The sequence below is a fragment of the Candidatus Symbiopectobacterium sp. 'North America' genome (assembly GCF_015762685.1).
In the GTDB taxonomy this organism is placed as follows: Bacteria; Pseudomonadota; Gammaproteobacteria; order Enterobacterales; family Enterobacteriaceae; genus Symbiopectobacterium.
In genome coordinates this window covers 22,996-42,664 of record NZ_PEHF01000012.1, presented here as the reverse complement: position 1 = coordinate 42,664, position 19,669 = coordinate 22,996, and the positions used below count along the sequence as shown (strand labels likewise).

Below are 19,669 nucleotides of genomic sequence, written 5' to 3'. Positions count from 1 at the left end.
ATTTCCTTTTTTCAGGTAATAGAATTCCCGGCGGGTTTACGCCTTTAAAAACTGGATTTATTACAGTGGTAAAATTAGATTTTTGGGGAATAAACTCACAACTGCCTTGAGCTTATTCATTGCTTTAATCAGCCGTTCTTTCTCGTCAGTTGTCAGTTCATTAAATTTCAAACGCTGCCGTTCCTTATCAATATCAGCCAAATCAAACATGGCTGACAGAACGCGAATGTTATCGTGATAACCCGGTTCGTATTTATCGCGCATATCATCGATAAAGCGACACATATCCTTTTCACCATTTGCCGGGAAAAACTTACCCCGTAATGCTGCAATATGGTTTAGCCCCTCAACCCTGGCGCTTATACCAATCTCAATGGCGCGGGCGGGTTCTGTGTTAGCCATGGCGCTACGCCTTTACACCTATCAGGCGCGCAAACCAACTGCGGCGTTTTTTTTCTGGTATGTAGGGCTTGTTGCTTTGTGGATGAAAATAAACTTGCTGCGGTTTTGGTGAGCAACGACGCCCGTTAGAATGTTCAAACCATCCGGCATTACGGCAGGTTGCGTAAACGCTCTGCTTAGGTGCGGGTGACTGAAATTTGAGGAAAGGCGCAACGCTAATTACGGTTTCATTTTGCATGATTAAGAATCTCATCAATTGTTTTACAAGCTTCTGATAAAGCAAAATCCAAACCTAAATAATCGCTTCCGCGTGTTATTTGATAACGCACTACATAGGGCTTTTTTCGCGGTAGTTTCAAAATAGTGAATCCGCGATAAAGCGAGGCCTTATCATCTAATTGAACCAATGCAAAAGCGGCCCCCAAATTACTTAAAGCCCCAACCATAATAGCCACGCATCACGCTGTTCTTTCCGGCGGTTCATATACGCATCACGCATTGCGCGATTGAACTCGGGTATAAATACCCAATTTTCAGCACGGCGCGGGTTGGGGTTTTCTGGGTTAACCCACGGAACCAGCGGCAACTTGCCTGCATCAACCATCCCTTTCACTGCTGCGTCAGACTTGCCGATCAGCTCTGCAAACTTCTGATACGGCACGGCATCAACTGGATAGCGAACCTCATAAATACCATCAGCCATTATTTCGACTCCCTATTGTTAATTAATGGAATGTATGCCGGAGTTTTTAGCCACGTCCGGAGCGTGGTTTTGTGGTATCTTTGCTGTGCCTACTCTGTTCTGGGCGGAACCATAGGCAAAACAACCAACCACCCACAAAAGGGCTTATTCATGTCTGATAGTGCGTTTATCACTAAAGAAACAAATGAAATTATCAAAGTTGCTTTAACTGGTGATAATTTCAATAAATTGTTAACTATCGTTGCCAATCAATTACCATTCCACAATGTTGTAGTGCGTGATCCGTATTCTGTACATTATGATGAATTTTATTCCGCCATTCATGAAATGGTTGAAAGATTTTTAAATCATAAGCCTACTGATACCGAGAGCGGTACTAATTAATCTAATCACTTCTACTTCTTGGCGGCTAATATTCAATCCCTTGTTACTGGCCGCTTTCTTCATTTCCTTTATCGCAGACTCAGCAATTAATAATAATTCTTCACCATTCGCTTTTCTGCTTTTATCGTCGTACCCATTCACTTTTTAGGTGACGTCAAAATAACCCACCACAAATAAATCAATGTCAGATTTCATCCGTACTAATTCATCTTCAATAGCATCAGCCTTAGCTCGGAGTCTTCCAGGACTTTCAATGATCAATTCGCGGGTTTCCAGTTTTTTGGCGACATCACGCAAGAATACAACCAACTCACTATCACTCAATCCTGCTCGAAATATTCTTGGTTGCGCTTTATTCTCTTTGCTCATCCGTTCACCCATTCAGTGTGTCGTGATACTCTCTTTCGATCGCCAACCGCTTACATTTGCTTATTGTGGCTTATGTTTGCGGTTGATTTTCTGCGCTCTCGCTCTTGCTCTTTCTTATATAGGAGAGAAGAAGGGAAATGTATTTTCTAATTAGGATGGTATCAAATGAAACTCAGTGAAAAAATCAAGGCCATACGGACGGCTGAGGGTCTCAGCCAAAAGAAATTCTGTGAAATCATAGCATTACCTATTGGAACATTAACGAAGTATGAAACGGGGTTGTTTGAGCCAGGAGGAAATGCATTGGTGAAGATAACTACCCACCAACGGTTCCAAAAATACACCCTGTGGCTGATGACAGATAAGACAGCGCCGGAAGCTGGTCAGATTGCACCGGCTCTCGCACACATTGGGCCAGACTCAACGCAATCAGGCCACTCAGAGAAACAGATTGGTTAACGCTTTATAAACATTACATTTTCACTATTTGCTACCAAGACAGTGAAATGACCGCCGGAGGGCTTTCTTATGGCAATTAAGAAGCTCGATGATGGTCGATTTGAAGTGGACATTCGCCCCATCGGACGTAACGGAAAACGTATCCGGTGGCAGTTTGATAAAAAGACGGAAGCGGTAGCGTTTGAGCGTTATACGTTGTCCAGAACGGACAAAAAAGAGTGGCAGCACGGTTACGGTGTTGAGCATCGCCAGTTAAGCGAACTGGTTGCGCTATGGTGGCTCTACCACGGCCAGAATGTGAAGAACGGACTGATTGAGCACCGACATTTAAAACGAACGGTTGCACAGATGAACGACCCGGAGATCTGCCGCATCAATAAGCGCTCTATACTGGAATTTCACACGATGCGATTAACAGGTGGCATCAGTTCATCAACAATCAATCGTGATATGTATCGGCTATCAGGTATGTTTTCCGCACTCATAAAGCTGGAAATCTACGCAGGAGAAAACCCGTTAAAAGGGTTGCCGCCCCTGCCAGAAAAACAGCCTGTTGTTACGTTTCTGACAGCACCAGAGATCGAACGGCTTTTATCGGTATTGGATGGCGATGCATACAGGCTGGCAGTGTTATGCCTGAGCACTGGCGCACGGTGGGGTGAGGCCAGCTCATTACGGGCTGAGCAAGTGATAAACAGCAGGGTAACATTCATGGAAACGAAAAACGGCAAGAACCGAACGATCCCCATATCGGAGGAAGTTTCACAGATCATCAAAACCCGTGAAACCTGAAAGCTGTTTAAAGTGGATTATCCGGCGTTCTGTGAGCAAATCAGAGCGGTAAAGCCAGACATTCCCAAAGGCCAGGCATCGCACATTTTGCGTCACACGTTTGCCAGCCATTTTGTGATGAACGGAGGAAACCTTGTGGCATTACAGCAGATCTTAGGGCACGCCAGCATACAGCAAACTATGACGTATGCTCACCTTGCCCCGGACTACATGCAACACGCAATTACCCTCAACCCATTGCGAGGGAAAATTGATGTTTAAGATCGTCCACATGTTGTCCACACTTGCGGAAAATGGCCCATTATTGACCACTTTTTAACCGCTTGTGATTGCTTGTAATCGCTTAATCGGCAACTGTTTTTGAAAGCTTTATCCTAAAAAGGCGCAAAAAAAGGCCCTCCATCATGGATGGGCTAAAAGACAGGGATGGTGTCTATGGCAAGGAAATCAACTTCTTACTACTCTCACTACACACTACAGGGTTACTCAGGGATTCGGTTCACTGTTCAGCGCTCCACAGGGGAAACATGGATGCTTCAGCTTGGGATAACTGCTGCCGCATCTCGTTCATTCGCTGTTGATAACGCTGTTCCAGAACTGTTTTTTGGTCAGAATTCAGCAAGTTATACATTTGATTGCGCACGCGCGTCATTTCTATCTGGCGCTCGACCTGTGCTTGCATCATCTGCGAAATCTGTTTTCTGACGGCCGCTTAATCAAATTTCTCTGCGGTCACCAAAGTGTGCATTTTTTCTATATCATTTAAGTACAGCACGGGCGCATCTTGCCTTGCCTGTTGCATCAGGTCACGCAGGTGTTGACGCTGTTGTTCCGTCAGTTTCACACCGTCAAACAGACCGCGCTGACTGATGGCGTTTCGCAAGGCTGCATCGCCAGGGTGCCAACCAGGCAGTGACGCACTATCGCTATCGGCTACTGATGCGTTAACAACACCGAACATCAGCAATAAAATGAGAGAGATTTTTATGCGCTGTAGCATCATCACCCCCGGTACAATGCGCCAATCTGTGAATCAATGAACACAAGTGTAAACACCTTGCTGCAAACATGCATCAGAGGATGTAAAACTACGTAAAGTCATGGAATAGCGTCGATCTATGACGTATTTTGCCCCTGGAGGTAGCCTAATCATGAACAAGATTCTGTTGGTGGATGACGACAAAGAACTCACCGCTTTGTTGAAAGAGTTGCTCGAAATGGAAGGCTTTAACGTTGTCGTTGCCCACGATGGCGAACAGGCATTAAACGTATTGGACAGTACGGTAGATTTGCTGTTGTTGGACGTCATGATGCCGAAGAAAAACGGCATCGACACCTTGAAAGAGGTACGGCAGCAGCATCAGACGCCCGTCATCATGCTAACCGCGCGCGGTAGCGAACTGGATCGCGTTCTGGGACTAGAACTGGGGGCAGATGATTATCTGCCTAAACCGTTTAACGATCGTGAACTGGTGGCCCGTATTCGCGCCATTTTACGCCGCTCATCGTGGACCGAGCAGCAGCAAACCACGGATAACGGTTCACCGACCGTTGAAGTGGACGGTTTGCGCCTTAATCCGGGGCGCCAGGAAGCGAGCTTCGACACCGAAGTGCTGGATCTCACCGGCACCGAGTTCACGCTGCTCTACCTGCTGGCGCAGCGGCTGGGACAAGTGGTGTCGCGCGAGCATCTCAGTCAGGAAGTGCTGGGTAAACGTCTGACTCCGTTCGATCGTGCGATAGACATGCACATTTCCAACCTGCGACGTAAACTGCCGGAGCGTAAAGACGGGCAACCCTGGTTCAAGACGCTGCGCGGACGCGGTTATTTAATGGTATCAATAAGTTAAAATAGGTAGCTGCGGCATGATCGACAGTTTGACTTCGCGCATTTTCGCCATTTTCTGGCTGACGCTGGCATTGGTGCTCATGCTGGTGCTGATGTTGCCCAAGCTGGACTCACGCCAGATGACAGCGCTGCTGGAAAACGAGTATCGTCAGGGCGTGATGCTGGAACAGCATATCGAAGCCGATCTTGCCGCCGAGCCGCCCAACGATCTGTTTTGGTGGCGACGCCTGTTTCGCGTGATCGAAAAATGGTCACCGCCGGGGCAGCGTCTAGTTTTCGTCACGAGTGAAGGGCGCATTTTCGGTACGCTGCAAAAAACTGAAATGCAGATTGTGCGTAACTTTATCGGCCAGTCCGATAATGCTGACCATCCGCAGAAGAAAAATTATGGTCGGCTCGAGCTGCTCGGGCCGTTTTCCGTGCGCGACGGTGAGGATAATTACCAGGTTTATCTGATCCGCATGGCGAACAGCCCGCAGTCCGATTTTATCAATTTGCTGTTGGACCGCCCGCTGTTGTTATTGATTGTCACTATGCTTATCAGCACACCGCTGCTGCTCTGGCTGTCCTGGAGCCTGGCAAAACCGGCGCGTAAGCTGAAAATTGCTGCCGATGAAGTGGCGCAAGGCAACCTGCGCCAGCACCCTGAGCTTGAAGCTGGGCCGCAAGAGTTCCTTGCCACTGGCGTCAGCTTTAACCAAATGGTCAGCGCGCTGGAACGCATGGTTACCGCGCAACAGCGTCTGCTTTCTGATATCTCCCATGAACTGCGCACACCGTTGACACGCTTGCAATTGGCTACTGCGCTGCTGCGCCGTCGCCAGGGCGAAAACAACGAGTTGAACCGCATTGAAACCGAAACGCAGCGGCTGGACAGCATGATCAACGACCTGCTGGTGTTATCCCGCAACCAGCACAAGAACGAGCTGGGGCGTGAATATATCCGCGCCGACGAACTGTGGGGAGACGTGCTGGACGATGCCCGCTTTGAAGCCGAGCAAATGGGTAAAACGCTGGACGTGCCCTATCCACCCGGCCCCTGGCCGCTGTTCGGTAACCGTTTCGCACTGGAAAGCGCTTTCGAAAACGTGGTGCGCAACGCCCTGCGTTACTCAAACACCCATATCAGCGTCGACTTTTCCGTTGATAATCAAGGGATAACTATTAACGTTGACGATGATGGCCCCGGCGTTAACCCGGAAGATCGCGAGCAAATCTTCCGCCCGTTCTATCGCACCGATGAGGCGCGCGATCGGGCATCGGGCGGTACCGGATTAGGGTTGGCGATTGTGGAGAATGCGATTACACAACATAAAGGCTGGGTTAAAGCAGGAGACAGCCCGTTAGGGGGGTTACGTCTGACCATCTGGCTGCCGCTGAACGAACGCTAAGCACAGAATGTACACGTGGGGTACGGCGCGTTGCGCCGCCCCGCTAGCGCATACGCTGAATCACTTGCAGCAATTCCGCGATCGCTGCTTCCCCGCCATCGTCCAATACCGCCTTACGCACGCAGCCGTTGGTGTGATCGGCCAGCAATTGATTGGCGACAGCATTAAGCGCGGAACGCGCCGCAGAAATCTGATTGAGGATATCAATGCAATAACGGTCTTGTTCGATCATCTGACCGATGCCGTTAACCTAACCGTTAATCCGATTGAGCCGGTTCAGCAGCGCTTTTTTACGCGGCTGAACCACACGGCGAACATCCGGGTCATCGGCAGAATTGGCCGCTTCAGTGGCAGCGGCACAAAACTCGTATTTACGCGACGACGTCAAAGCCGAGTCCTTCGACAGTGTCGCGGAAGACGTCTGGGTTGGCTTTTTCTGTCTCATTGTACTCCACGTTTACCAGACCGGTTTCCAGCGTGACCTGCACACCCTGAACCCCATTAAGCGCTTCCAGCGCGTTCTTGACCTTACTGGCGCAGCCGCCGCAGGACATACCTTGGACGTTGATTGTAGCATAGGACATAAAATACTCTCCATTTCACATTGTGTGACACTGGGCAGAGCCGGAAGGCTCAGAATATCAGTCGCGCCGGGTCGGTTTCCAATGACGTAACAGCAGTGAATTGCTCAGCACAGAAATAGAACTGAGCGCCATGGCACTCCCGGCAATAACCGGATTCAGTAACGACAACGCCGCCAGCGGAATGCCCAGCACGTTGTAGAAAAATGCAAAAAACAGATTCTGTTTCACCTTGCCGAGCGTTGCGCGCGACAGGCTGATGGCATCCAGCAGGCTATCAAGGCGGTTACGCATCAGCACCACGTCCGCCGTATCCAGTGCAATGTCCGAGCCCGCGCCAATGGCAAAGCCCACATCCGCCGCCGCTAATGCAGGCGCATCATTGATACCGTCGCCCACCATACCCACACAGCGTCCATTGGCCTGAAGGCGCTGTATCTCCGCCGCTTTGTGCTCCGGCAACACCTGAGCCACCACGTTGGTGATCCCCACCTGTTTGGCAATCACCGCCGCCGCACGAGGATTATCCCCCGTCAACATCATGACCTCGATCCCCTGATGTTGCAGGTCGGCGATTGCGGTACGTGCATCGTCGCGCACCTTATCTGCCAGCGCGATGTACCCCAGCAGAAGGTCAGCACGGGCTACGGAAATCACCGTTTTTCCCTGCGCTTCCAGTTTGGCAATCTGCGCCTGATCGAGCACAATATCATTTTCAGCCAGAAAACTCGGTGACCCCAACAGCCAGTTTTCACCGGCGACCTCGCCTTTTACCCCCCGGCCAATCACCGCCTGAAACACGCTCACCTCGACGGCTTCCACACCGACGTCCCGCGCATGCTGCACCAGCGCTTGTCCGAGAGAATGCTCAGAATGCTGATCGAGAGAAAGTGCGACGCGCAGCAGTTCAGCGTCGGCCACCGCAGCTTCTGGCAGTACGTCACTGACCGAAGGCTTACCTTCAGTGATAGTGCCGGTCTTATCCAGTACCAGCACTTGCAAGCGCTGCACTTGCTCTAACGCATTGGCATTGCCGAACAAGATATCGGCACGCGCCCCTTGCCCGGTACCCACCATGATCGCCGTCGGCGTCGCTAACCCCAGCGCACAGGGGCAAGCAATCACCAGCACCGCCACCGCACTCACCAGACTGGAGGCCAAATCCCCGCTGATAAACCAATGTATCAGCCAGGTGAGCAGCGCGATCGCCACCACCACTGGCACAAACACCGACGAAATTTTATCTGCCAACCTCTGCACTGCAGCTTTTGAGCCCTGTGCGTCTTCGACCATACGAATGATACGCGCCAGCGCCGTATTGCTCCCCACACCGGTGACTTTGACTCGCAGCATACCGCTTTGGTTAAGCGTCGCGCCAAACACTTCGGCACCCACCGCTTTTACCACCGGTACATTCTCTCCAGTGAGCATCGATTCATTGACCTCCGAGAGGCCATCGAGAATGACGCCGTCAACAGGAATACTCTCGCTGGGACGCACCACAAAGATATCGCCGCTGTGCAGGCTGGCTACATCGCGATCTTCAATTTCACCGTCCACTTCCACATGGGCGATGGGCGGTTGCAGGTTGAGCAAACCTTCAATGGCGGCACCGATTTTGGTTTTCGCTCTGCTTTCCAGCCGCTTACCCAACAGCACCAGCGTAATGATCGCGGCGCTGGCTTCAAAATATAGATGACCGTGCGGCGTGGTCAGTAACGTGAACAGACTGAACAGATAGGCTACGCTGGTCCCCAACGTGACCAGTACGTCCATGTTGGAGGTGCCGCTGCGTAATGCGCTCCAGGCACGGCGATAGAAATGGCGTCCGCTCCAGAACTGCACCGGCGTTGCCAGCAGTGCTTGCAGCCAACTGGGCAGCAGATGCCCGCTGCCGAAAAACATCCCGACCATTTCCGCCATCAGCGGCACAGTGAGCACCGCCGCAATCAGGAATTCGCGACGTTCACGCTGCCAGGCACGTTCGCGCCGTTCGCGTTCCTCACCGCGCTGACCGCCCTCGACAACATGGGCCTGAAAGCCACCCTGCTCAATCGCGCGCACCATCTGTTCCGGGCTAAACACGCCGGGGCGATAGCGCACACTGGCTCGGCTGCTGGCAAACAGTACCGTCGCATGTACATCCGGCAGGGCTTCGAGTACCGCCTGAATACGTTCGGCACAGCGTTCGCTGCTCATGCCGGAAAGTTCCAACGTCAGAGTCTGTTCAACGACGTCAAAACCAACTTTATGTATCGCTGCGACCACATCCTGCACCGTGCTGCTTTCCCCTTGCAGCCGAACACGCGCAAGCTCGCTGGCGAAATTGACATTGGCTTCCACCCCCGGCAAGCGGTTTAACACACGCTCAAGACGCACAGCACAGGCCGCGCAGGACATACCGCTGATTGGAAGGTGCAATGAGAGAGGATCGCTTCCATTAGTCATTTCGTTGTTATCCTTAGACTTTCCGTTAAAAGGCGTCGATATATGACTTGTCGGTGAAGGGATAACACTTCCCCTGATTTCGCTAAAAATGTTTATACCCTAAATAATTCCAGTTGCAGGAAGGCGGCACGTCCAGTCACATCACGTCAGCGGGCAGATGCAAACAATCACGGTCAACAGAAGCCTGCCGTGACTCGAATTTCAGCCATCTGCCTGTTGTGTTTTGCTGCTCCTTCAGTAGAGTGAGCGTTATTTCCCACTATTTATCAGGGCAGTCAGTTTGAGCAAAGCGTGGTGCGACCGCTTTGCTCCTTGTCCGTCAAACAGGAAGTGATAATGAAAGGTGTTTCCTTATTGGCTGGCGCACTTGCACTTCTTTTCAGCGGCCAGGCGTTGAGTTCAGGTGATGACGTATGCGGATTTTCCGATGCCGAATGCGGCATTGCGGCGCTGCCTTATCTGGAGCCTAATAACGACACCCGCGTCAACCTGATCCTGCTGCAAAGCAGCCGCCACCATTTGGCCCTTCCACTGCCACAGCCATTGCCCGATCAGACACGAACCCGTGTGAATCCGTTTACCGCCTATCGCGTCATGGGGCTGACGGCCAGCGAGGACGACACCACGGCGGACAATGCGAATCAACCCTCACCGCTGGCAGCCAAAGCTAAACAGCTAAACCTTCCTCCCGAGGTGCAAGCGCAGATGGATACGCTGGCGCCGGAGGAAAATGAAGGGCGTCATATCTCCAACGATATCAGCGCAGTAGAAACCTTTTTTGATGTGCTGCTGGCAGATACTCAACTCACCGAACCGCAGCGCATCCAGTTGGCACAAGCTCGCATCAACATGCTCTCCTCCGCCACCACGTTAGCCACCATGACTCGCGATCTCGCAACGCTGCCTGCGGATGGCCATGCCGGAGAGCTCAAACAGTATTTGATTAACGCGGTGGCCTTTTATCAGGGTCTGTTTGAACAGGCCAATAGCGGTTTTCAGTCGCTAACCACGGCCAACCATCCGTGGGTGGCCGAAACCGTGCGCTACATGTTGATTCGCGTGTCGCTGAATCAAGCGATGGAAAATGCGCTGGATGAATACAACATGTTCAATGTCGATAAGGCGGACAAGGAACAGGGACGACGCGCAGTCGAACGTATTGACGCCTATCTGCAAGCCTACCCGAAAGGCCGCTATGCCGATTCTGCCCGCGGGCTTTATCGGCGCGCCTACTGGGTGATCGGCGATGAAAATGCCTTGTCGGCACGCTATCAGCGCGTAATTGCCGCGCAAAAAGATCTGGATGCGTTGCAGACCATCAATAACGAAATCGACAATAAACTGCTGGAAAGAAGCAGCTTTATTCAGACGCCAGACGCACCGTTGCTAATGCTGGTGCAAGATCTGAAACAGCTACGCAGTGACAAAGGCTGGATGCAGTGGCCCGCATTATCAGAAGCTGAACTGATCGCCCAACAGGCGATGTTTGACGATGCTGGTATGCAGCAGCAGTATCGCTATCTGCACGCGGCCTTCCACTATTATCAGCAGCGAGATGCAGTGGCCACGCTGGCATTGATTCCGGAAGAAACGGGCAAGGATCTGACGGACACCACCGACTTCAGCCTCCAGGTACTGCGCGGTTTGGCGCTGGAGGCCGAGCACGGCTGGCAGGCGGCAGAAACGCACTGGCGGCATCTGCTGACGTTGAAAACCAACGAAACGCAGCAGAAGTATCTGCAACTTTCGCTGGCAGAAACGCTGGTCAAAGCAGGCCACCCTGAGGCTATTTTTGCGCCTGACAGTCCGGTCAAAAATCTGCGTTTCCGCTCTGCGGTGCTGAAAAGCGCTGCCAATGCCGACCTGCTACGCCAGCAAACCGGCGAACAACAAACCCATGAAGAACGCGCCGTGGCGCTGCACACGCTGCTGACCCAATCGCTGGTACACCGTGACTATGCGGCCTATCTCAAAGACAGCGAACTGCTGCGCACCATCGCGCCGTTGAAAAGCGCAGAAAACGTCAGTTGGAATATGGAAGACCTCACCGCGTTCACCTGGGATGGCAGCGATACCCGAAGAAGGGTATCAATGCCCGGCGCTAACCACGGTGGTATCCACGTTAAATAAACGACCTAATGACGCTCACGCTACCAATTGTCTGGGGGAATTCTTTTTTCGGACCGGCAATGAAGTCGGATTCGATTGGGGTGAGAGCAAACAGTTGGAAGCCTTAACCAACACGCCCAGCCAATTCAACGGAAAAACCTATTCCCGGTTGGATGCTTATCTGAAAGTGATTGCCGATCCGCAGGCACCACCGGAAGACAAAAGCTACGCGCTTTATCGCGCTATCTACTGCTATGCGCCCAGCAGCATGAACGATTGCGGCACACAAGAGATCAGCAAGGCAACGCGCAAAGCCTGGTTTACCCAGTTGAAAACCGAATTCAAAGGCAGCCAATCGGCCACGCAGCTCAAATATTATTGGTAGTCGCTTGCATTCTGTTCACGAACGTCGCCCATGCTGAACGTGTCAACGCCGCCCATTACCAGGATTTTTGGTTATGGGCGGCCGTCAAACCGCAGCCGGTGCTGCATCAGGCACACACGCTCTACCTGCATCAGGGTGAAATCGCCCGCCGTCAGGGGAAAACCGTGTTTTTACGTCAAGGGTTACCGGCCAGCGCGCTGCGAGTAGACCATCTGTGGCTCTCCTACCGCATTACCATGTTGGATCTTTCGGATAAACACCTGAACCGTATGCTGAAAGCACAGGCACGCTGGCGCGCATTGGGTAACCAGGTGAAGGGTATCCAGATCGATTTTGATGCCCGCAGCTATCAGTTGGCTCGCTACGTGAAATTTCTGCAAACACTACGCCAGCGTTTGCCCGCAGATACACAGCTCAGCGTCACCGGGCTATTGGACTGGGCCAAAACCGGGGATGTCGGCACGCTTAATCGGCTGGGCGGCGTTATCGATGAATTGGTGGTACAGACTTATCAGGGCCGATCGACGGTAACGCGCTATGCGGAGTATCTGCCCGCCCTGATGAAACTGCAAATTCCCTTCCGTCTCGGCCTGGTACAGCACGGGCAATGGGACGAACGCTGGCAGCGCCGTTTGGCCGCCTCTGCGTATTACCGTGGCAACGTAGTGTTTCTCGTCAATCCGCCGCCAGAAAGAGCCGTGTTCAGTAAATAGAGGCGCGTTAGCTGCCGCCGCCAAATCCGTTTTGCCGCCACGCTTCGTAGCTGATGATGGCAACCGCATTCGAGAGGTTGAGGCTGCGATTGTTCGACTGCATGGGAATACGGATTCTCTGTTCCGGCGTAAAACCGTTACGAATCGCATCCGGTAAGCCGGCAGTCTCCGAACCGAACAGCAGCACATCCCCCGGCTGATAGTCCGGTTGATCGTAAGGACGGCTGCCTTTGGTGGTGCAGGCAAAAATGCGCTGACCAGCTACGGCAGCCAGAAAATCCTGATAATTTTTATGGCGGCTGACGTTTGCCAGATCGTGATAATCCAGCGCGGCGCACCTTTTTCTCATCCAGATCGAAGCCCATCGGTTCAATCAGATGCAGTTTGCAGCCATTATTGGCAACCAGACGGATGATATTACCGGTGTTCGGGGCAATTTGTGGCTCATAGAGCGCAATATGAAACATGAGAATAGGTCAACAAAAGCGTTTTCAGGCCGTCAGTATATAACACGCCGCCCCTGCCCCCGAAGCAGGAATTCAGACAACATGCCGCGACGTTTTTCGGCCAGACGCGTACACTGTATACAGGAGGTACGCATCATGACCCGTTATCTGATTCCGATATTTTGTCTGGCCTTGGTGTCGCTGGGCACGCAGGCAAATACCCAAAGGCTCACCACCCAGCAACAACAGCTTGAAAACGGCATTCCCAGCCAGCAGCGCCTGCAACAGCAAATGCAGCAGAACCAGCAGTTGCAGCAACAGCAGTTGAATCAGGACATTCAGCGCCGTAGCGAACAGCAACAGCAAGAGTTGCGGCGTCAGCTCCAGCAAAATCAGCAGCGGACGCAGCAGCAAAACCAGCCCCGCTACTGATCCGCTACAGACTTACCCCCATCAGCGGCGTGGTCAGCGCCGCCAGCGCTGTCGATAACAGCAGGCTGGCGGCAATGGGGCCGCCCAGCACGTTAAACTGCCGCGACATCAGGTAGAGGTTAACCCCTACCGCCATTGAGTCCAGCAGAACCACTACGCGGGTTTCCATTTCCGGCAGCCCAAGCATCACCGCAAGCCCCCAGATCACCAAAGGCTGCACCAGCAGTTTGAGCACACACACCACCGCGCTGATTTGCCAGCCATCGCGCACCCGGTATTCTGCCAGCCCTATACCGAGTGAAATCAACGAGAGCGGCACCGCCGCCTGTGACAGCATCCCTACCGGCTGATCGACAAAGTCCGGCAGGGAGAACCCGGTCAGGCTGAACAGCGTGCCGGACAAGATGCCGATAATCAGCGGATTTTTCAGCACCCCCACCGCCGTTTTGCCAAATCCTTGCAGTGAGAGCGAGCCGTTGCGCGCCCACTCCACCGACACGGTGACCAGCGTCCACAAAATCAGGCCGTTAAACACCAACACCAGCACCAGCGCCACGGAAGGCACTGCTTCTTCGCCAAGAATCGTGGTCGCCAGCGGCAACCCCAGCATGACGTTGTTGGAAAAGATACCGCTCAGCGCAAAGACAGAGCCGGAGAAGCCATCCAAATCAAACACCTTGCGGGCCACGATACGGCCAATCACGAACACGATCAGGCAACTGCCGAAAAACGCGATCAGCAACCGGGCATCGACTGGGGGTCGTTTGGAGAAATCACTCATCATGCGAAACAGCATGGCAGGCAGGGCGACAGAGAAGACAAAGCGGCTGACGCCATCGGTGAACGCGGTGGGCCATTTAGCAAACCGGATCAGGCTGTAGCCAAGAATAATCAATACAAACAACGGTAGTGAAATCACCACCTGGTGCCAAAAGGAGAGTACAAAGGGGCATAGGGTAATCCTTCAATGCCTCACTCAGCAGCGCCAGATAGCCTGATTAATGTAAGCGCCCACTAACAAGTCCGGACACATCAGGCAATCTCGCACATACGGAAAGGCGCGCCATCACCGGCTTGTTAGACGAATTATTATTTCTCCTGAGCATTGCTCAGGGGATGTGGGCGGATTTAGCCGGCGACAAATTCCGCGCCGATTAAATCTATCCGGTCTGTACAGATGCAGTCAACGCCCCAGGCCAGCAAATCACGCGCGCACGCCGGTGCGTTCACGGTATAAACCAAAATGCGTAGCCCAGCCGCTTTCAGCAGCGCTACCCGTTGCGCATCCAGCAGCTCATGGTTGAGGTGAATGGAAACACAGCCGAGATCGCGCGTTAGACGCAGTCAGTCCTCTTCCCACTCATCCAGCAACAGCCCGCTCGGCAGCGCTGGCACTGCTTGCTGTGCGGCCGCCAATGCTTCAATGGAAAAAGAAGAGAGCAGCGGCTCAATCGGATGATCGCGCCACAGCTGTGCCGCCGCCTGCGCGACGATGCGACCGGTGAGGGTTTCTTGTCCGGTAGTCGGTTTGATCTCGATGTTGGCCGCTAAGCCATACTGCTTGCAGCGCGCCGCCACGTAAGATAACAGAGGTAAGCACTCACCAACAAATTATTTGTTGTACCACCAACCCGCGTCCAGTCCTACCAGCTTGTCCCAGGGCAAATCGCCCGCCACGCCCCAGCCGTTCGTGGTTCTCTCCAGTGTGTCATCATGCAGCAAAAAGATTTCGCCATCCTGAGAGAGCTTGGCATCAAACTCGATCATTTTATGCCCGTGCTGCGCCCCCACATCAATGGCGGCCAGCGTGTTCTCCGGTGCCAATGCGCCGCCGCTGCGATGGGCGACAATCGCCGGATAAGGCCACTGTTTTTCCATTATTCCACCCGCAATCAGCTTTCAGTATCAAAAAAATGCCACGCCTGCGCTGGCAGAGCCAGCCACAAGGTGTCGCCGCGCGCCGGGCACTGTTCGTGGGAAAGGCGCACCACCACCCGCTGTTCACCCCATGCACCGTGCGCCAGATTATCCGCGCCCAGCAGTTCAAGGGTGGTCAGCAATAGCGGTATGCCACCCGTCTCACGCGTGGTCAACTGAATATGCTCCGGTCTGACGCCCAACGTCAATGCCCGGCCGCCCCACGTGGGTTTTGCCACCGGTAGCGGCAAGACAAACTCCGCGCTAAACATAAACTGCGTGCCATCATCGCTAACGCGCCCAGCCCATAGGTTCATGGCGGGAGAGCCGATGAAACTGGCGACGAACAGCGAGGCCGGACGGCGATAGATTTCCGTCGGCGGCCCAATCTGTTCAGCAATCCCTTTGTTCATCACAATCACGCGCTCTGTCAGCGTCATGGCTTCCACCTGATCGTGTGTGACATACAGGCTGGTGGTGCGCAAGCGCTGATGCAGTTGCTGGAGCTCAAGACGCATCTGCACACGCAGTTTAGCATCCAGGTTGGAGAGCGGTTCATCGAACAAAAATACCGCGGGCTCGCGCACGATAGCGCGGCCCATTGCGACACGCTGACGCTGCCCGCCGGAAAGCTCGCGCGGTTTACGCTTCAACAGCGGCAGAAGCTCGAGAATACGCGCAGCATCTTCAACACGCTGGCGGATCTGCGCTTTACCAAAACCGCGGATTTTCAGTCCATACGCCATGTTGTCATAGACGCTCATGTGCGGGTACAGCGCATAGTTTTGGAACACCATGGCGATACCGCGATCTTTCGGTTCCCGCTCTGTCACCCGTTCACCATCGATATAAATATCCCCGCTGGTGGTGCGTTCCAATCCGGCCACCATGCGCAGCAGGGTTGATTTCCCGCAGCCAGAAGGCCCCACCATCACCACAAATTCACCGTCCGCCACATCCAGATCGATGGTTTGAATCACCTGTGTTTTACCGTCATCGGATTTGGTGACGGCCTGAAGTTTTAAACCTGCCATATCGTCTTATTTCTCACTATCCACCAGACCATGCACAAACCAGCGCTGCATCAACAGCACCACCAATAGCGGCGACAACAACGTCATCAACATCGCCGCCATCACGTGGTTCCACTGGGTGGCGACATCGCCAGAGGCGATCATGCTTTTCAATCCAGCCACCGCGGTGCCAAGGTTGACGTCGTTGACGATCAGCCGCGGCCAGAGATACTGGTTCCAGCCGTAAATAAAGGTAATCACAAACAGCGCCGCCAGATTGGTACGCGAGAGCGGCAACACCATATCGAAAAAGAAACGCATCGGGCTGGCACCATCAATGAGCGCTGCCTCCATCAGTTCATCCGGCAGCGTCATAAAAAACTGCCGAAACAGAAAGGTGGCAGTAGCCGACGCCATCAGCGGCAGCGTCAAACCGGTCATGCTGTCCGTCATGTTCAAATGAGCAATCACTTCCACCGTCGGGAAAATACGCACTTCCACGGGCAGCATCAGCGTCAAAAAAATCATCCAGAAGAACAGCGAGCGGCACGGGAAACGGAAGTAGACAATGGCGTAAGCAGAGAGAATGGAGACGGTAATTTTGCCGAAGGTAATGGCTAACGCCATCACGGCGCTGTTGAACAGCATCTTGCCGAACGGCGCGTTGTTCGAACCGGCACCGTGGTGCCAGACATACACCAGGTTATCCCACAGTTGCGTACCGGGAATCAGCGTCATCGGCGTTTGAAACACCTCCTGATTGTCCAGAGTTGCCGCCACCACGGCGACATAGAGCGGAAACAGAATGGCGAGTACGCCGACTATCAGCATCAAATGGCTGAAGATATCCAGCCCGCGACGATTTTCGATCATCGGTGCGCCCCTTAGTAATTGACTTTGCGTTCCACAAAGCGGAACTGAAGAACTGTCAAGCCGATCACCAGCAGCATCAACACCACCGACTGCGCCGCAGAGCTGGAAAGATCCAGACCGGCAAACCCTTCACGGTAAATTTTGAAAATCAGGGTGGTCGTGGCCTGCATCGGCCCGCCCACTGTGGCGACATCGATAATGGGAAAGGTGTCGAAAAAGGCATAAACCAGATTGACTACCAGCAGAAAGAAGCTAACCGGAGAAATCAGCGGCAGCACCAGATTGAAGAAACGGCGCACCGGACCTGCACCGTCAATGGCCGCAGCCTCCACCAGAGAGCGCGGAATGGACTGTAACGCGGCTAGGAAAAACAGAAAGTTATAGCTTATCTGCTTCCAGATGGACGCCAGCACCACCAGAAACATCGCCTGGCCGCTGTGGGTGGCGTGATTCCAGTCATAACCCCACAGGCTTAAGCCATAGGTGATTAATCCGCCGGGGCTGAACAAAAACATCCACAGCGCGGCCGCCACCACCGGAGCCACCGCGTAAGGCAGAATAAACAGGGTTTGGTAAAGGCAGCGACAGCGCAGCACATAATCCACCAACGCCGCCAGCAGTAACGACACGCCCATGCCGCACACTGTTACCAGCGAACTGAACACCATGGTGGTATAGAACGCGTCCAGATAGTAACTGTCGCTCATCAGGTGACGGAAGTTTTCCAGACCGACAAACTCGCTGGAGAGACCAAAGGGATCAATATGCTGCGTGGAATACAACAATGCCTGACCAGCGGGCCAGATAAAGAAAATCACCGTGATAGCCAGTTGGGGAAACACTAACGCATAAGGTAATCAGCTACGGCCAAAGACAGGGCGGGATGAGGTCATGCCACATACTCAATCAAAGAAGGGGAAAACAAAGCGACATCTATCGCCCTCCGTCATTCCCGCGCAGGCGGGAATGACGAGAAAGTGCCTGTAACCTTACCTGGTGGACTGCTCGAAGCGACGCAACAACACGTTGCCGCGCTCTACTGCCGTATTCAACGCTTGCTGCGGCGTTTTCTTACCGGTCCAGACGCTTTCCAGCTCTTCATCCACGATGGTACGGATCTGCGGCATATTGCCTAAACGCAGCCCTTTGGTGAACGCCAACGGCGGCTTGTTCAGCATCTGACGCGTCGCGATGTCCGCGCCGGGGTTCTTCTCATAGAAACCCTGCTGCTTGGTCAACTCATACGCGGCAGTGGTGATCGCCAGATAGCCGGTCTTCTGGTGCCATTCGGCAGCCATTTCCGGCTGCGCCAGGAACTGCATAAACTGCGCAACGCCTTTGTAAGTAGCATCGTCTTTACCGCGCATCACCCACAGGCTGGCGCCGCCGATAATGGCGTTCTGCGGCGTGTTCGGCACCTCAGCGTCATACGGCATCATTCCTACACCATAGTTGAATTTGGCGTGAGCGCGGAATCACCGTTGTAGAACTTCTCGGTCGACTCGTCCTTGCGACCGTAGTAGGTGAAGTCCCCTTTCTTGTTCATGTCCTGCAACAGCTGGATATGCTTGATTTGCGTCGACTTGTTGAATTCCAGCACCGCATCCGTGCCGTCAAAGCCGTTATTCTTGCTGGCAATCGGCAAGGCATGCCAGGCGCTGAAGTTTTCAATCTGGATCCAGCCCTGCCAGCCGCTGGCGTAGCCGCACTTAATGCCTGCCGCGCGCAGCTTGGCCGTGTACTCTGCCATTTGCTGCCAGGTTTTCGGCGGTTGTTCCGGGTCCAGTCCGGCTTTTTTGAAGGCGTCTTTGTTGTAGTAAAGCACCGGCGTTGAGCTGTTGAACGGCTGTGGCAGCAGGTGCCCCGTTTTCGCGTCGGCGTAGTAACCGGAGACGGTCGGCACAAACACGCTCTCATCAAAGTCGATCCCAGCATCTTTAAATACCTGATACACCGGTTTTATCGCCTTGCTCACCATCATAGTGGCGGTACCCACTTCATACACCTGAAGGATGGCGGGCGTGTTACCGGTGCGGTAAGCCGCAATCCCTGCCGCCAGGCTCTGCTCATAGTTGCCTTTGTAAACTGGCACAATTTTGACATCGGGGTGCGATTGGTTAAAACGCGTTGCCAGTGAATCCACCGTTTTTCCCAGTTCGCCTTCCATCGAATGCCAGAAAGGGATCTCAGTCACCGCGTTGGCGTTAGTCTGATACGCCAACGTCAGCGCCACCAGAACTGCCGCATTACGCAGCGTCCTTGTCTTAAGCGCGTTAAACATGCCTGTCTCCTGCCATAAAGGTGAGCACCTGTGCAAAGGGGGGTGCGTTTCTTGGTCGAGGGGTAACATGGCACGGACGCATGACAGCAAGATAACCAAACGATGACACCCGCATGACACCC

22 protein-coding genes and 5 pseudogenes are annotated in these 19,669 nt (G+C 53.4%); 9 read left to right on the top strand and 18 right to left on the bottom strand.

The genetic code is table 11. The features are described from left to right. Positions 1-60: 60 nt before the first annotated feature. The 4 genes from CS369_RS02755 to CS369_RS02740 are packed head-to-tail and all read right to left on the bottom strand — an operon-like array spanning position 61 to position 1,105. Complete coding sequence (locus CS369_RS02755; RefSeq protein WP_196905886.1) at positions 61-402, bottom strand: DUF5347 family protein; 342 nt, start codon at positions 400-402, stop codon at positions 61-63. A 4-nt stretch (positions 403-406) separates the two neighbouring features. Further along, positions 407-640, bottom strand: coding sequence for a phage filamentation protein Fil family protein (locus CS369_RS02750; RefSeq protein WP_196905885.1), 234 nt, complete (start codon positions 638-640; stop codon positions 407-409). Then, positions 630-848, bottom strand: coding sequence for a DUF4761 domain-containing protein (locus CS369_RS02745; protein ID WP_196905902.1), 219 nt, complete (start codon positions 846-848; stop codon positions 630-632). Before CS369_RS02745 ends, CS369_RS02750 begins: the two co-directional genes overlap by 11 nt. Then, complete coding sequence (locus CS369_RS02740; protein WP_196905884.1) at positions 833-1,105, bottom strand: Cox family DNA-binding protein; 273 nt, start codon at positions 1,103-1,105, stop codon at positions 833-835. Before CS369_RS02740 ends, CS369_RS02745 begins: the two co-directional genes overlap by 16 nt. 150 nt (positions 1,106-1,255) lie before the next feature. Here CS369_RS02740 and CS369_RS02735 point away from each other — a divergent pair, with 150 nt between their 5' ends. Next, positions 1,256-1,489, top strand: coding sequence for a hypothetical protein (locus CS369_RS02735; RefSeq protein ID WP_196905883.1), 234 nt, complete (start codon positions 1,256-1,258; stop codon positions 1,487-1,489). 144 nt (positions 1,490-1,633) lie between these two features. Here the strand turns inward: CS369_RS02735 and CS369_RS02730 are convergent, their stop codons facing one another. Further along, a complete protein-coding gene (locus CS369_RS02730) occupies positions 1,634-1,858 on the bottom strand; it encodes a hypothetical protein (RefSeq protein ID WP_244664739.1) in 225 nt (74 codons plus the stop codon). A gap of 165 nt (positions 1,859-2,023) precedes the next feature. On the opposite strand from CS369_RS02730, the gene CS369_RS02725 reads away from it, so the two are divergent. Both CS369_RS02725 and CS369_RS02720 read left to right on the top strand, forming a co-directional pair. Further along, positions 2,024-2,317: a DNA-binding transcriptional regulator gene (locus CS369_RS02725; RefSeq protein ID WP_196905881.1), complete on the top strand. Its 294-nt coding sequence runs from the start codon at positions 2,024-2,026 to the stop codon at positions 2,315-2,317. 69 nt (positions 2,318-2,386) lie between these two features. After that, positions 2,387-3,370 (top strand): annotated as a pseudogene (locus CS369_RS02720) (tyrosine-type recombinase/integrase). A gap of 238 nt (positions 3,371-3,608) precedes the next feature. Here CS369_RS02720 and CS369_RS22935 read toward each other — a convergent pair. Both CS369_RS22935 and CS369_RS22930 read right to left on the bottom strand, forming a co-directional pair. After that, a pseudogene (locus CS369_RS22935) lies at positions 3,609-3,806 on the bottom strand (Spy/CpxP family protein refolding chaperone); the annotation flags it as partial. 15 nt (positions 3,807-3,821) lie between these two features. Further along, positions 3,822-4,112 (bottom strand): hypothetical protein, encoded by a 291-nt coding sequence (locus CS369_RS22930; RefSeq protein WP_244664737.1) that lies wholly within the window; start codon positions 4,110-4,112, stop codon positions 3,822-3,824. A 148-nt stretch (positions 4,113-4,260) separates the two neighbouring features. Here CS369_RS22930 and cpxR point away from each other — a divergent pair, with 148 nt between their 5' ends. Both cpxR and cpxA read left to right on the top strand, forming a co-directional pair. After that, complete coding sequence (gene cpxR / locus CS369_RS02710) at positions 4,261-4,959, top strand: envelope stress response regulator transcription factor CpxR (protein ID WP_196905880.1); 699 nt, start codon at positions 4,261-4,263, stop codon at positions 4,957-4,959. A gap of 16 nt (positions 4,960-4,975) precedes the next feature. After that, entirely contained in the window at positions 4,976-6,349 is a 1,374-nt protein-coding gene (gene cpxA, locus CS369_RS02705; RefSeq protein ID WP_196905879.1) for an envelope stress sensor histidine kinase CpxA, read from the top strand. Positions 6,350-6,392: 43 nt separating this feature from the next. On the opposite strand, the gene CS369_RS22925 is transcribed toward cpxA, so the two are convergent. Genes CS369_RS22925 through CS369_RS02690 form a run of 4 tightly spaced genes read right to left on the bottom strand, consistent with a single transcriptional unit; the run spans position 6,393 to position 9,378 of the window. After that, complete coding sequence (locus CS369_RS22925; protein ID WP_280514703.1) at positions 6,393-6,590, bottom strand: metal-sensitive transcriptional regulator; 198 nt, start codon at positions 6,588-6,590, stop codon at positions 6,393-6,395. Between the two features lie 9 nt (positions 6,591-6,599). After that, positions 6,600-6,737: a hypothetical protein gene (locus tag CS369_RS22920; RefSeq protein WP_244664735.1), complete on the bottom strand. Its 138-nt coding sequence runs from the start codon at positions 6,735-6,737 to the stop codon at positions 6,600-6,602. After that, positions 6,721-6,933 (bottom strand): heavy-metal-associated domain-containing protein, encoded by a 213-nt coding sequence (locus CS369_RS02695; protein WP_195313109.1) that lies wholly within the window; start codon positions 6,931-6,933, stop codon positions 6,721-6,723. The genes CS369_RS22920 and CS369_RS02695 overlap by 17 nt, the downstream gene beginning before the upstream one ends. A 57-nt stretch (positions 6,934-6,990) precedes the next feature. After that, a complete protein-coding gene (locus tag CS369_RS02690) occupies positions 6,991-9,378 on the bottom strand; it encodes a heavy metal translocating P-type ATPase (RefSeq protein ID WP_196905878.1) in 2,388 nt (795 codons plus the stop codon). A 336-nt stretch (positions 9,379-9,714) separates the two neighbouring features. Here CS369_RS02690 and CS369_RS02685 point away from each other — a divergent pair, with 336 nt between their 5' ends. Genes CS369_RS02685 through CS369_RS02680 form a run of 3 tightly spaced genes read left to right on the top strand, consistent with a single transcriptional unit; the run spans position 9,715 to position 12,585 of the window. Then, positions 9,715-11,508 (top strand): hypothetical protein, encoded by a 1,794-nt coding sequence (locus tag CS369_RS02685; RefSeq protein WP_244664734.1) that lies wholly within the window; start codon positions 9,715-9,717, stop codon positions 11,506-11,508. Beyond that, positions 11,489-11,872: a hypothetical protein gene (locus tag CS369_RS22915; RefSeq protein WP_244664733.1), complete on the top strand. Its 384-nt coding sequence runs from the start codon at positions 11,489-11,491 to the stop codon at positions 11,870-11,872. The genes CS369_RS02685 and CS369_RS22915 overlap by 20 nt, the downstream gene beginning before the upstream one ends. After that, entirely contained in the window at positions 11,842-12,585 is a 744-nt protein-coding gene (locus CS369_RS02680; RefSeq protein WP_196905901.1) for a DUF3142 domain-containing protein, read from the top strand. The genes CS369_RS22915 and CS369_RS02680 overlap by 31 nt, the downstream gene beginning before the upstream one ends. Before the next feature lie 7 nt (positions 12,586-12,592). On the opposite strand, the pseudogene CS369_RS02675 reads toward CS369_RS02680, so the two are convergent. Next, positions 12,593-13,052 (bottom strand): annotated as a pseudogene (locus CS369_RS02675) (tRNA (cytidine(34)-2'-O)-methyltransferase). A gap of 135 nt (positions 13,053-13,187) precedes the next feature. On the opposite strand from CS369_RS02675, the gene CS369_RS02670 reads away from it, so the two are divergent. Then, positions 13,188-13,463 (top strand): DUF2756 domain-containing protein, encoded by a 276-nt coding sequence (locus tag CS369_RS02670; protein ID WP_196905877.1) that lies wholly within the window; start codon positions 13,188-13,190, stop codon positions 13,461-13,463. 4 nt (positions 13,464-13,467) lie between these two features. On the opposite strand, the gene CS369_RS02665 is transcribed toward CS369_RS02670, so the two are convergent. From CS369_RS02665 to ugpB, 6 genes and pseudogenes are all read right to left on the bottom strand, one after another. Then, on the bottom strand, positions 13,468-14,424 hold the full coding sequence (locus CS369_RS02665) for an AEC family transporter (RefSeq protein WP_196905900.1): 957 nt from the start codon (positions 14,422-14,424) through the stop codon (positions 13,468-13,470). 167 nt (positions 14,425-14,591) lie between these two features. Further along, a pseudogene (gene ugpQ, locus CS369_RS02660) lies at positions 14,592-15,341 on the bottom strand (glycerophosphodiester phosphodiesterase). Positions 15,342-15,355: 14 nt separating this feature from the next. After that, positions 15,356-16,414: a sn-glycerol-3-phosphate import ATP-binding protein UgpC gene (locus tag CS369_RS02655; RefSeq protein WP_196905876.1), complete on the bottom strand. Its 1,059-nt coding sequence runs from the start codon at positions 16,412-16,414 to the stop codon at positions 15,356-15,358. A 6-nt stretch (positions 16,415-16,420) separates the two neighbouring features. Then, a complete protein-coding gene (ugpE, locus tag CS369_RS02650; RefSeq protein ID WP_196905875.1) occupies positions 16,421-17,266 on the bottom strand; it encodes a sn-glycerol-3-phosphate ABC transporter permease UgpE in 846 nt (281 codons plus the stop codon). Between the two features lie 11 nt (positions 17,267-17,277). Next, complete coding sequence (ugpA, locus tag CS369_RS02645) at positions 17,278-18,108, bottom strand: sn-glycerol-3-phosphate ABC transporter permease UgpA (protein WP_244664732.1); 831 nt, start codon at positions 18,106-18,108, stop codon at positions 17,278-17,280. A gap of 147 nt (positions 18,109-18,255) precedes the next feature. Continuing rightward, positions 18,256-19,547, bottom strand: a pseudogene (ugpB, locus tag CS369_RS02640) (sn-glycerol-3-phosphate ABC transporter substrate-binding protein UgpB). Positions 19,548-19,669: the final 122 nt, after the last annotated feature.